This window comes from Streptomyces sp. NBC_00885, assembly GCF_045207475.1.
Lineage (GTDB): Bacteria > Actinomycetota > Actinomycetes > Streptomycetales > Streptomycetaceae > Streptomyces.
The window spans coordinates 1,590,964-1,604,278 of the sequence record NZ_CP108796.1; the positions used below are offsets into that span (position 1 = coordinate 1,590,964).

General features: G+C 65.9%; 6 protein-coding genes and 1 pseudogene. 3 read left to right on the top strand and 4 right to left on the bottom strand.

Annotated features, from left to right (window positions below; all coding sequences use genetic code 11):
* Window positions 1–11: 11 nt before the first annotated feature.
* Complete coding sequence (locus tag OHA61_RS07325; protein WP_406302317.1) at window positions 12–656, top strand: LysE family translocator; 645 nt, start codon at window positions 12–14, stop codon at window positions 654–656.
* 44 nt (window positions 657–700) lie between these two features.
* On the opposite strand, the gene OHA61_RS07330 is transcribed toward OHA61_RS07325, so the two are convergent.
* On the bottom strand, window positions 701–1,822 hold the full coding sequence (locus OHA61_RS07330) for a winged helix DNA-binding domain-containing protein (protein WP_406302318.1): 1,122 nt from the start codon (window positions 1,820–1,822) through the stop codon (window positions 701–703).
* Between the two features lie 162 nt (window positions 1,823–1,984).
* Between OHA61_RS07330 and OHA61_RS07335 the strand changes: the two genes are divergently transcribed.
* The gene (locus OHA61_RS07335; RefSeq protein ID WP_406302319.1) at window positions 1,985–3,124 is read left to right on the top strand and encodes a magnesium and cobalt transport protein CorA; all 1,140 of its coding nucleotides are present in this window, start codon (window positions 1,985–1,987) and stop codon (window positions 3,122–3,124) included.
* Between the two features lie 268 nt (window positions 3,125–3,392).
* On the top strand, window positions 3,393–5,096 hold the full coding sequence (locus tag OHA61_RS07340; protein WP_406302320.1) for a hypothetical protein: 1,704 nt from the start codon (window positions 3,393–3,395) through the stop codon (window positions 5,094–5,096).
* Window positions 5,097–5,263: 167 nt separating this feature from the next.
* Here OHA61_RS07340 and OHA61_RS07345 read toward each other — a convergent pair.
* The 3 genes and pseudogenes from OHA61_RS07345 to OHA61_RS07355 all read right to left on the bottom strand — a co-directional run.
* Window positions 5,264–5,959: pseudogene (locus tag OHA61_RS07345) on the bottom strand (transposase family protein); the annotation flags it as partial.
* A 159-nt stretch (window positions 5,960–6,118) separates the two neighbouring features.
* Window positions 6,119–6,511: a hypothetical protein gene (locus OHA61_RS07350; protein ID WP_406302321.1), complete on the bottom strand. Its 393-nt coding sequence runs from the start codon at window positions 6,509–6,511 to the stop codon at window positions 6,119–6,121.
* Between the two features lie 22 nt (window positions 6,512–6,533).
* Window positions 6,534–12,959, bottom strand: coding sequence for a polymorphic toxin-type HINT domain-containing protein (locus tag OHA61_RS07355; RefSeq protein WP_406302322.1), 6,426 nt, complete (start codon window positions 12,957–12,959; stop codon window positions 6,534–6,536).
* Window positions 12,960–13,315: the final 356 nt, after the last annotated feature.

Below are 13,315 nucleotides of genomic sequence, written 5' to 3' on the forward strand. Positions count from 1 at the left end.
TGAATGTGCAAATGGTGTCCACAGACCGCTTCCTCGCATTCGCCGCGATGTCGCTGCTGGTGATCGTGATCCCGGGGCCGAGCGTGCTCTTCGTGATCGGCCGGGCTCTGGCCCACGGCCGCCGCACGGCGGTGGCCACGGCCCTGGGCAATGTCTTCGGCTCGTACGTCCTGGTGGTGGCCGTCGCGCTGGGGATCGGCGCGCTCGTGGAGCGCTCAGCCGTGGTGTTCATGGCGGTGAAGCTGGCGGGCGCGGCCTATCTGGTCTTCCTCGGGGTGCAGGCGTTCCGGCACCGCAAGGACATGAAGGTCTCGGACATGCAGGCCCCGTCCGGACCGGCGCGCGGTGATCTCCGTACGGTCGTGGACGGCATCCTGGTGGGCGTCACCAACCCCAAGGGCATCGTCTTCTTCGCCGCCGTCCTTCCGCAATTCGTGGACCACGCCGCGGGGAACCTGCCCGGGCAGATGCTACTGCTCGGCCTGGTCCCGATCTCGATCGGCCTGGTCACCGACACCCTGTGGGGTCTGGGCGCGGCGGCGGCGCGCAGCTGGTTCGCCCGCTCGGAGCGCCGCCTGTCGATGGTGGGCGGCGCGGGCGGGTTCGCGATGATCGGCCTGGGTGTGACGGTGGCGGCGACGGGCAGCGCGGACTGAGTCGCGCCCCTTTGCGGCGCCGGCAGAGGTGTACGGAATGACCTCTACTCGCTGAAGACGCCGAACTCGATGTCGTGCGCGGTGGCCGGCGACAGGGTGGTGCGCATCCGCTCCGCCTCCTCGGCCACCGCCTCGCACTGCGCGCGGGTCAGCTTGCCGAAGGCCTGCACGATCACCTGCGCGCTGTCCTTGGTCTCGGTCAGCCGCCAGATCCCGGCGAGGTAGCCGTCGACGAGGAAGGTGCAGTGGGCCTGGTTGCCCTTCCAGGTCCGCTGCCGGTACTCCTCGGGCACGACGCGGGTGCGGTCGGCGTGCGAGAGCAGCAGATTGTCGAACTCCGGCAGCAGACGGGGCGGCGCTGGGGTGTCGGCGTCCGGCCGGGGTGCGTCCGGGAGGTCGAAGAGCTCGACGCCGTTCTCGTCCTGGAAGACGGCCAGCTGTGGCCGCAGCCGCTCGAAGGCCTCCCGCAGCCGGGTCAGTCCGGACCAGGTCTGCATGTCCCTGACCGATGCGGGCCCGAAAGCCGCCAGGTAGCGCAGGACGGTGGCGTCGGGCGCGGGCGCGGGCTCCGACGTCCGCCCGAACCAGTGCTCGGCGGTGGTGAGTGCGACCTGGCCGCTCCTGCCCCACAGGCCGCGCGGGGTGACCTGCACCAGCGGCAGCACACAGCGCGCGGCGACGGAGAGGGCGAACGGATCGGCGTCCGGCCACTGCGTCAGCAGCGCCTCGCGCAGCTCCTTCATGGTCCGGGGCTGCTCCTCGACCAGCTCCCGGCTGATGGCTCCGAGCCGGATCAGATCGACCCCGGCCAGGCCCGTACGGAACTGCTTGAGCTCGCGGTCGCGGGCGGCCTGGACCAGGGGCCGCAGGGTGAGGCAGTCCTCGGCGGAGTGCGTATGGATGGTCGAACGCATCGTCACCAGGCGCGCGACCTCGCGGGAGGCCATGAGCCCGGACAACTCCTCGGGGTCGAAGCCCTCCAGGCGGGCGGCGAGCGCGTAGTACGGAGGCTTCACATTCTGCGCCTGGAGGCCGACGAGGTGCTCGACTGCGCCCTTGACGGACATCGCGGGCCTGGGGGCGCGGCGCAGAAGGAGCTGGCGCTCCAGAGTGGCGCGGTTGAGGGCACGGTTGCCGAGTACGGGGTGGGTCGTCTTCGAGGCCATGCGCCACACGCTACTCAGGCTTGCGGACACCTTCTGTCCGCAATTTCGTTCCGCGGCCGGGCCCCGCCGTGCCGGGGCGATTCGACCCGGATATCCTGCTCCGAGGCCGCTCGGGCGCGGCTGACGCACGCGCCGTTTTCCGAGGTGGGAGGTGAGAGACCGATGCCGCTGTCCCCGAGGAAACACCAATGGCGCCGCCGCCCCCTCCTTCCCGCGAGTCCGCCCCCCGCCACTCCCGTGCCCGCGGAGCCGGTCGCTCCCGCCCCCGTACAGAAGGACCAGGGCAGCGTCGTCCAAGCCGCGCTCTACCGCGACGGCCGCCGCGTCGCGACGCCCGACTCCCTCGCCCAGACCTTCCGCCAGCTGCGCGAGTACCCCGACGGCATGGCGTGGATCGGGCTGCACCGCCCCACCGAGGCCGAAGTCCTCTCGCTCGCCGAGGAGTTCGACCTCCATGAACTGGCCGTCGAGGACGCGCTGGAGGCCCACCAGCGCCCCAAGCTCGAACGGTACGGCGAGACCCTCTTCGTGGTGCTGCGCGCTGCCCGCTATCTCGACGCCCAGGAAGAGGTCGAGTTCGGCGAGCTGCATGTCTTCGTCGGCAGGGACTTCCTCATCACGGTCCGCCACGGCGCGGCCCCCGACCTGTCCGCGGTCCGCCACCGCATGGAGAAGACCCCGGAACTGCTGGCGCTGGGCCCGGAGGCGGTGCTGTACGCGATCCTGGACGCGGTGGTCGACGGCTACGCCCCCGTCGTGGCGGGTGTGCAGAACGACATCGACGAGATCGAGACCGAGGTGTTCGGCGGCGACCCGGCGGTGTCGCGCCGTATCTACGAACTCTCCCGCGAAATGGTCGAGTTCCAGCGCGCCACCCGCCCCCTCGTCGGCATGCTGCACGCCCTGATGGCGGGCTTCGCGAAGTACGGCACGGACGAGGAGCTCCAGCGCTATCTCCGCGACGTCGCCGACCACGTGACCCACACGAGCGAGCGCGTGGACGGCTTCCGCCAAGCGCTGGCGGACATCCTCACGGTGAACGCGACGCTGGTGACGCAGCAGCAGAACGAAGAGATGCGGGCGATGGCGGAGGCGGGCATCGAGCAGAACGAAGAGATCAAGAAGATTTCGAGCTGGGCTGCAATTCTGTTTGCGCCTACACTCGTGGGAACCGTCTACGGCATGAACTTCGACAGCATGCCGGAGCTGCACTGGAGCTTCGGCTACCCCTTCGCCATTACCCTAATGGCGGTCGTATGCGTGAGTTTGTACGTCATCTTCAAACGCCGGGACTGGCTATAGGCTGCCACCTTGGCACCATCAACGTCACTTAGATTTGTGATTGCACATGTCTTGTCATGGCGCTCCATGTCCGCTGGGGAGTGCCTGGGGAGAATCAGCGCTCTGTGATCTCTTCTCCCTTCCGAACGGCAGCCGCTGGATCCGTCGCCCGTACGGAGCCGTTGAATCTATTGCGGCGTCAACACCCTGCCTTCACCACCGGCTAGTGTCGGCGCCTTCGGGTTCCAGTCGAGGGCCGCGGTCGTACCGCGACGGACACTGGCTCCAGTTGGACCGTCTCGTGTATCTCGGCGGACATCGTGATTGCGGTCATCATCTCCAGGACGTGCTGGGCCAGTTCACCCGTTGTCAGGTGGGCTTCGTCGCGCGGCCGTGCCGGGTGATCTCGATCATCGTGCGCGGTTCCGAGGCGAAGCTGAACGTGGAGGATGTTCTTGCTGACCGCGATGCCCAGTTGACGGGCCGGCCCCAACCAGCACTGGCCCGCCTGGAGCAACGGCGAACACCACGACAGCTGGATCAGCAACTGGGTCGGCTTCACCAACATGTTCACCGCTTACGGAACCGACCACCGCCGCGTGCGCAAGGTCGCGACGCACGGGGCCGTGTGCTGCGCCGCGCACCTCGCCCGGATCACGAGATGATCAAGCACCGTGACCTGCTCTTCGCAGCTTCCATGGCCTGTGAAACCCTCCGCTCGGCACCACGGTGTTACGGGGGTGTGTCTGATGCTGGGGTGGGCGGGGTGGGAATCAACGGCAAGCAGCCGACGGTCTGGGCGACGAGCGGGCGGGGGTCATCAGGAGGGCGTAGCTGGAAGGGCCGGAGCGGCGCACAGGGAACCGTCCGCGCGTGCGCGCATGGTGACCGAACGGCCGCGCCGCGAGGGCTACTCGGCGGCGGCCGCGCCACGTCGGCGCATGATCCGGCGCCCGCCCGAGCCCGACACAGAGAGCTGCCGTCCGGTCACCCGCACCTGACGGAACCAAACGGAACCAAAAGGGGAGGGAACACCATGTCGGAACCGGCGGATTTCGTCGCCCGGCTGCGTGCGGAGCGGCAGGACTTGGGACGCAAGGAGGCCCTGCGTCGCGACAGGGAGCATCGGCGGCGCAAGGCGGTGCTCTTGGCTGGCGCCGCCGCCCTGGTGCTCGGCGGCTTCGGAGCCTGGCTGGCCGGCGCCACCGCCGGGGAGCGGCCGGAGAGCGAGCCGTACGTGCCCTTGATGCTGGACGAGGCCATGTGGCCCGACAAATGGCCGGCCACGGTCAGAATGCCGTTCCGGGGTTCACCCGCGGCCACCTGGTCGAAGGGAGCCGACGGGATCGTACTCCCGGAGGCGAACGCCGTCGGCGGGCTGACTCCGTCGCAGGTGGGCGACGCGCTGCGCAATGCCAAGGAACTGCTGGTCGAGGCCAACCTCACGGCTGGCACGCTGCAGGGACTGAGTCCCACGCGGGCACTGAACCTGCTTGATCCACACGATCACAACAAGAGCGAGCTGGAGGACACCTTCCAGCACCCGCGCGACGGCCACAGCCCGCTTCAGATGTTCACCCGCTTCGACCCCCGGGAGGTTCGCGTCCACGGGGACGTCATCAAAACGCGGGGAACGATGACGTACGAGGTCTCCGCCTCGGGGGAGCTTCTGGTGCACGCCGACTACACCTTCGTGTACCCGGTCGTGAAGACCAAGGGCGGTCTGGAAGTGGTGCCGGGCGCAGAGGAAGTGGCCCGGGTGATCGTGCGGCGCCAGCTGACACTCGTGTCAAGCGACGGGAAGCTCATTCCACGCCAGTACGTGCGGCAGATCGGCAATGACGACTGCCGGGAGCAGAAAGACGGGTTCATCCACCCGCTCTTCTCCCAAGAGGCGGCCAAGGAACCGAAGTGGGCCCCTGTGGATCCGTACGACACCCGCAAGGACATCCAGGCAAACTCTAGCAACTGCTCTATACCCACCCAGACCTGACGACCTGCCCGGACCTGATCCCCCAAGGCCGCACCGCGGCACAACTTTTCACCGCAGTACTGCCGAGCGCCTTAGTTGGCCGAGCGGGCCAACTAAAGCGTGTTGCAGAAGGCTGTGATCTGGCAGGTCAGGGCCTGGTTCCGACCGCTCTGTTCATGCGGCGAGGTGAGGTTGTGCGTGTGGGCGACGGCGCGGACTGCATGGTGGCGACCGTCGCCGTGCCGCCGCCAGTCGCGGAGGATCCATTAGTTCTTCATGCGGGCGAAGCCATGTTCCACGCGGGCGCGGACTTTGAGATGTTCGACATTATCCGCCTCCTCGCCCGGCAGGAGCGGCAGTCCCGGGCGTTTGCGGTGCTGGCACCACCAGTCCGGTGTTGATGTAGGCACCGTCCCCGAGCACGGTGACGCCCTGGCATTGGGCGGGCAGGCCGGAGTTCCGCCAGACGTGAGCGTCGGCCTTGTCGCCCGGGGCCGGCCGGGCGGCGGCAATGGCTAGCCTCGGATCGGCATGGATGATGACCTGCACGTTCGCCGAGAAGCGAGTTGCGGCTCGAGGCGTCGACCGGCCGGTCGCGCGCACCGGAATCAAGGTGACGTCCGCGATCCAGAACCCACCCGCGGCGTCGGCGGGGTGAGCGGCCAGCTCGAGGGCTAGCAGGGGCCGCAGCCGCTGGATGACCCAGCACACGGTCGCCGACGAGATCCTGAACAGCGGCGCGAGCTGTCGCATCGTGAGAATCGTGCGGTAGTAGACGGCCACCAGCACCCGGTCGGCCAGCGGCAGGCACCACGGCCGGCCGCCACCGGGACGGTTTTTTCACCCCGCTGCACCACCTTCAACAGACGTTCGAACTGCCTCATCCGCAGACCCACCCGCCGGCCGTCGTCCGCTGCCGTTGCCCGTCAGCGTTGCCGTCAAACCGCTGAGAGCCCCACCAAGTCACGCTTCAGTGGGGCTCCTCGCAAGTAGTCGACTCTCGACTCGATATCGACCAGAGGACTACCGAGTCGAAATCTTGATCAAATTACCTCGATTTCGTACCCGTACTGCTCCTTGACATTCTCTGCCATTTCACGGCCAGCGACACGTGGGATTTTTCGCTCCCACCAACCACGTCCACCCTGCACCTCGAACCCTTGGGCCAACAAGCCAGCGAACTTCTCATCCACTCGCTGAATTTCCGATTTGAACCATGCCAGCTCCGGAATTTCTTTGACTACCGGGTCGTCGATTATACGCTGAAGGAAGCTACGGATCGACATGTCGTCCCAGTATTCAAAGAGAGTACCCTCGTAGCCTTCCGTGCAGTCCTCGACAAATTCTGACCACTCTTCGATGGCGCGATGGGGGGTTAGCGACGAGGATCGTCCCAGGTCCCCAGCCAATTCTCTGAATCTATCAAGGAACAGCATTGCGTACCTCTTTTCTGGAGCACTAGCGATACTTCATCGTCGTTCGACGGAAGTAAGAGAGGCCATCCGTCGGCCGGAAGAACGTTGAGATACTCCCGCTGCTGTTCATGTACCCGTAGTACCCCGTGGTTGGATCGAAGCGATGCATACCGCCACTCGCCGTCCCGACGCTGATCGCTGAATCCGGGCCATCACCACTCATGAAGTCGCGAGCGGTTTGCCGATAAGCCTTCCTTCCACCTAGGCGGTCGAACTCTGGCATATCAGCTTCTACAGCACGTGGTTCCCGCTGCTTGCCCCTCTTGAGTCGCACGTCCACTCCCTTGACGTGCTTCGCATAGTGAACTGCCGCAGATAGGTCGGAGTTGAAGTCCGGGCAATTACTGTTGTGGACCAGGACCGGCGTGGTCCCCGCCAGCACATAGTACGTGTGGAGGTCGTCGACCGTCAGATTGAAGGTCCGAGCGTGCTTGCTGAAGGAGTGGTTGCGCCGAACTTCGACAGTCGTGCCGTCGTCCGTACGGAGCGTCATTCCCGCTTCCAGATGGCGGGCCTGGATCCACCCCTTCTCCGACGGTGACCAGAAGGGGTGCTCGTGGGTGGCCGTGAGCTTCTGCGGGCCGTCTTCCGTTGCGATCGTGAGTTCGTTGAAGTGTTTGTCGTCGTCGGTGACGATGAGGCGGGTTACCTCTCGCGCGCCGGTTTCGCCCGTCTGCGGGTCGGTGGCCAGTACCTTCTCGCCGACCTTGATGTCCTCGATGTCCTTCGTCGAGCCGTCTGCCATGAGGACATCAGTGCCGGCCAGGAAGCATTGGGTGCAGGGAATCCCGCTGCTGAAGGACTTGCTCGATTTGCTGCTTGTCGGGATACGCGGCGGTGCTGCTATGCCTGGGAACTTGTCACTCATTCCCGCATAGGGACTGATGCGGGCCATGTCCACTTCCCAGAAGGCCTCGCGCATGGCCTTCGGGCAATACGCAGCGTCGGGGCCGATGCAGGAGTTCGCTGCGGCCGCCATGAGATCTTCCGCCATCAACTCCCTGTAGCGAGGGACATTAATGTTGTGCTGATATACCTTACGCCACGCGGCGTACTGATCCTCGCTCAGGTATTTCCTGGCTGTATCGGTGACGTAGCCTTCGATTTGATTGACAGGGTTTACAGCGGCCTGCTGGTCGTTCTCGGACGGCTCCGTTACCGGCTTATCGCGTTTTCCGGTGTTGGGGTAGCAGGCATTCCCGTAGGCACCGCAGGTCTCCCTCAGACCGGTGGGGTCGCTCTTGCTGACGGGGTTGTTACTGCTGTACGTGTAACCGTGGAGCTGCTGTGCGTTGGTGAGATCCATCAGCGGGTCGACGCTGATGAAGCGGCCCAAGGCAGGATCGTATTCACGGGCGCCGAGGTGGGTGAGGCTCGTGCTGACGTCATTTGTGCCGCCGACGAAACCCTTGTCTCCAGTCCAGTTGGAGGGCTGGGTCCCGCGAGGAGCCCCGAAAATGCTGGACTTGCGGCGTGTGATGGCCTGACTGGCGTCCGCGGTGATCTGCGTCGTGTTGGTGCCGTGGTGGTCGCTGATGAGGAACGTCAGCTTCCCGGGGGTTCGCATGGCGGACGCGTAGTAGCGGGTGCCGGTGACCAGGCCGACCTTGTCACTGTGGAGTTCGTTGCCGCCCGGCAAGTAGAGAGTGGTGCTGCCATCCGGGGCCCGGCGTATGAGGCGCTGGCCGTCGGTGTCGTAGAGGTACGAGGTTGTCTTGGTGTCCTCTGTGACAGCACTCAGACTGCCTTCGTCATCCCAGGTCAGGGACTGGCTGAGCGTGGCTGTGCCGCCCTGCGTGTGGGTGCGGGTCTTGGTGTTGCCGTCCGGGTCGTACGTGTAGCTCTCGGTACGCGCGCCGGTGCCGGTCTGGGTGACGGCAGGCACGTTGTGCTTGCCCGTTTCGGGCGCCGCGTAGGTTCGGACGGTGTCGGTGGTGGGGCCGCTGGCGGTCTTGTGTTGGGTTTCGGTCTTGCGATTGCCGACCGGGTCATACGTGTAGGTGGTCCAGTAGGCATCCTGGCCGCCGACGACCGTGTCGGACGGCGTGGTGGCGCATTGTTCGCCGGTGTTGGTCCAGGCTTCGGTGATGCGGCGCAATGCGTCGAGGGTGAAGCACTGGGTGTCGGTGGTGCGGCTGGCGTCCTGGCCATAGCCGGCGGCCATCGACGTGATGTTGCCTGCCGGGTCGTAGGTGTAGCGGACGTCCTCGACTCGCTGCGGGGCCGCTTCGCGGTCGGTGTAGCTGCGCGTCAGGCCGCTGGTGTGGTCGTCGTACTCATTGGTGACCCACAGGTGTCGGCCGAATTCGCCGTATTCGAGGCGGGTGTTACGGCCGTAGTGGTCGTAGGTGCTGGCCGAGATCAGGGGGTCACTGCCGGCGTAGACGGAGTCGAGGAGGCCGCCGGTGTTGTAGGTACTGGAGACCGACTCAGCTGGGAGACCGCCCATTTCTGGGTGTTCGGTCTCCATGAGCTGGCCGGTGTTGTCGTTGTAGAAGTTGAACCATTCGTACGTGCCGGCCAGCGTGCCTTCGCTGGCCGGGATGGTGACCTTGGTGCCGACGGGCTGGTAGCGGTCGTTGTACTCAGTGGTCTCGCTGATGTAGGCGTTGCCGTCGATGTAGCGGGTGGCGGTAGAGGGCTGTCCCTTGGCGACGCTGTCGTAGGTCCAGGCCGACAGTGTGGTGGTGCCCTTCTTGAGGGCAGCGGGGCGTCCGAGCGCGTCGTAGTCGGTGTGCAGGGTGATTTCGCGCGCGTCGGAGACGTCCGTGACGCGGTCGCCCTTGTCATAAACCGTGGTCGACGTTCCCTTGTCCGGGTCGTCGACCCGGGTCTGGCGGCCCCGGACGTCGTAGCCGTAGGTCCACTTGGCGCCGGAGGGGTCGGTTACCTGCTCCAGGCGGCCGTGCTTGTTGTAGCCGTAGTGCGTGGACTGCGAGGAGGTGCGTTCTGCATTGGTGTACTGCTTGAGCTCGGTGGTGCGGCCAAGAGCGTCAACGGCAGTGGTGGCGACAGTGCCGCCCTCGGGGGGAACGACAGTTGTGGTGTCGCCGGTGTAACTGGTGGTCGTGCGCTTGGTCTCATCACCGAACCGCTTGGCGATCACGGCGGTGGCACGGCCGACGCCGTCGAACACTGTCTCGGTGGACGCCGGATACTTGGTTTCCTGACCAGTCACCAGTACCGGCTCGGCCGCTCCTTCAGCGAAGTAGGTGCCGGAGGTGCTCCAGGCCTCGCCACGGGTGTTGTAGAGGGTCTCCGACACCAAGCGGCCGGCGTGGTCCGGTGACTTCTCCTGGCTCTGGCGGGGACGGAGCAGGCCATCGAAGAAGGCGTAGCCGGTCTGGTACTCGGAGTTGTGGTCGAGGCTCTTGCTGGTGACAACGATGGGGCCGTCCTTGCGGACGAGATAGTCGAAGACGTGGCTGGGCGCATTGGGGTAGGACGCCGCAGAACGGGTCGGTATCCAGACCTTGATCGCACGCCCCAGCGCGTCATAGGCGGTGGTGGTGACCTTGCCGTTTGCGTCGGTCACCTGGGTGGGTTGGCCGCGCAGCGGGTCCAGCTTTGTGGTCGCCGTGTGACCGAGCGGGTTGGTGAGCAGTGTGCTGTTGGGTCCCTCGCCGGTGGCCGGGGTGTACGCCGTGCTGGTCGTCTTGCCGTAGGCGTCGGTCGCTGCCAGAGCACGGCCGTACTGGTCGTAGCAGAGCTGGTTGTTGGTCGGGCCGCAGGTGCTGGGGATGGAAGTGGTGACGTCGTATCCGTTGCCTGTGCCGTTGATGCGGTCGGTTTTGGTGACCAGGCTCTTGACCGGAGCGGCTCCGAAGCCTCCTCCGTCGTAGTAGGTACGGACGTCATCGATCACGTCAGCGGGGCGGTTGACTGCGACACCGCAGGCAGCGGACAAGACCTCGGTGCGCGTGACGCTGTTCAACAACCAGGCATTGGTATTGCGCGCATAGGAGGTTGTGGTGCACCGCTCGTCGCCGGTCTTGTCGGTGTCGCCGAGCTCGGAGACGGCAGTGACCATGCCGTAGGTGTCGAAGTCCCTGGTGAGCTTGGTGGTGCGGGTGCCGCCGGAGACAGAGGTGCGGGTCTCTTCCGCCTCGGTGCCTATGTGGTAGGCCTCTAGATCGGGCAGACCGGTACGGGCGCGGCTGGCGGTCAGAGCCGAGCGCCAGGGGGTGTAAGAGGTCGCGGCGACGAGGGCGCCGCCGTCTCCGTTGTAGGTGGCACTCTCGCGGAGCAGGCCCGCGAACTGTTCGCGGTCGGTGACCGCGGCGTCGGCGGAGTCTTTCACCGCCGCGCCGTCGATGCCACGGAAATACCGAGCTTCGGTGAGCGTCTTCGGATCCAGCGCAGCGCCCTTGCGCGTCTGGACCCTGTGATAGCCGCGGGCTATCGAGTAAGCGCGGTCTTCAGACTTGGTGAACTCGTCTGTGCTCTTGGCCCACTCGGCACCGCCGAGGTAGGCGTACGCGGTCACCGTGTCGGGTGACTCGACGAGGTTGTCGCCCTCGATGACACGCTGCACGGGATAGGAGTTGAACCAGTCCTGCTTGGCTGTCTCCCCCTCATATGCCCACCTCACCGGGTAGCAGCGGGTGGCGTTGGAGTCGTCGGTGGGCGGCAGTGTGGTGGCGGTGCAGTCCGGATCCAGGTAGTCGACGCCGATGGTGCCGCCGGTCTCCGTGGTGATCTGAGACATACGCAGACGTACGAACGGGGCGAGGCCGTCGCCGAGTTTGTCGACCCGGTTGGGCTTCTGCACCCCCGCGAACGTCACCGACGGAAGGGAGGCAGTGCCGCCCGCCTTGCCGGTGTGGGTGATCGACTGCAGCCACATCGGGGTGGAGATGCCGTCACCGGAAGGAGGAAAGCCCTGCTCAAGCGTCCAGGTATCGACGTCCTTGTAGGCACCGCCGGTCAGGATTTTGGTGGTGATGCTCGTCAGGCGCTTGCGCGACCAGAAGGTGGGCGAGTACTTGTCCTTGCACTCCACGCCGTCCTTGCAGTACTGGTCGAACGGGACGTCCGGCCAGTTCTTGGCGTTGGCCTCGTCGAAAGTGGTGCATGAGGTCAGACAGCGTTCGCTGGTGACGAAGTGGACCTGGCCCATGGCCTTGCCCGAGTAGACCGTGTCGGAGCGCAGGCCGTAGTCAATGCGCTCGAGGTAGCCGCTCCGGGTGTAGGGGGTGGCGGTGGAAGCGCCCGTGGTCTCGGAGACGTTCCGGCCGTAGTTGTTGGCCTCGGTCTTCCAGTAGTACGCCATCGCGTTGCCGCGCGGATCGACCACGTAGTCAAGCTGCCAGCGCCAGGCCTGCTGGCACCAGGCCGTGGCGAAGGAGGAGTTGTAGCACGGTTCCCCGGACTGGTTGCCGAAGACGGGAACCGTCCAAGTCGAGTTGGTCACCGGGTCGTCTGCGGCCGTCCCGTGGTCGCTCCAGCCGGGCAGCTTGTTCAGGCCGAAGAAGTACTGGGTGCCATCGGTCGTGGTGATCTTCCAGTGCTCGCCGATACCGTCCACACCGGCCGTGCCCTTGTCCGGGTTGGAAGTACCAGTGAGCTTTTCGACCTTCTCACCGGAGTCCGACGCCGGGTGCCATCCCTTGGCAGCGTCATGGACCAGTTCAGTGGTCTTCCCGCCGAGTGACAGAGAGACGTTGTCGTTGTACCAGCACAAGTCACCGACCTTGGTGGTGTTGGTACCACCGGCCTTGTCGTCGTTGCACGCCTTGTAGCGGCGCTCGATAGAGCCCGGATCCCAGCTCCAGCCATCCCCGACCCAGCTCGGCTGGTTGTTCGAGGCAGCAGTACGGCCGTCCACAGACTGCGAGTTGTACCCCAACGACACATTCGGCTGCAGACCGCCAGGCACCGACGGGATCCCGATCGGATGCGACCAGGTGAAGGCGCCGGTTGCCCCGCCCGCACTCCACGAGCCGGACGGGGACAGCGACGTCGCCTTGTAGTCGCCCGTCGGTCCGGAAGCACCCGCGGCGGCTGCCAGGACAGTAACTCCTCCGGTCCCTGCCGCGCTGCGCTGCTTGGCCACAGCTGCGCCCGCCAGGTTCGTCGCGGCGGTGAGCGTGCCGGCCTTGGTGTCGTTGTCCGTCTTCAGTGGTTTGGCCGTACGGCAGGCCGGCTTCTCCGGAGTCGTAAGCGCACAAGCGGGCAGTTGCACCAGCCGGAGGCGGGAAGCCCAGTCACCACCGTAGGCACCGCGGATGGATGAGTAGTCCACCGTGACCCGTACGCGTCCCGGTTTCCTGCCCGCGTCGGCACGGCCAACCGAGAGCAGCAGCCCGTCGACACCTGCCTTTCGTGCGGCCACGCGATCGGCGACAGCCACCTCGACCTTGGCAGGCGTCTCCACCCCCGCCCGGGCTTCGGTCGGTAGCGCGGACACGGCAATCGGGAGCTTCCCGGCGCGCTTTGGTGAGGCCGCGGTGCGGGCGCCTGTCAGGTCGACCTTGGCAGCACCGGCTACGGGCCAGGCTACCTTCGGGGTCCTCCAGGGATTGGCGGTGGCTGCGTCGCGGCGCTTGGCGCCGCCGACTGCTGCCCTTTTCACCGGCACGGCGTTGGGCTGCTTCAGTCTCGGAAGTGAGATTCCACCCTCCGTGGCCACTGCGGCAGTTGACGCTGCCGGAAGCAATCCTATAGCGACCGCAGCTGCCAATGCAGCCGCCCATCCACGCATGCCGAAACGGCTCACGCCCCACCCCTCGCGCAATTATCAAAATTTCGCCGCACCTTAACAGA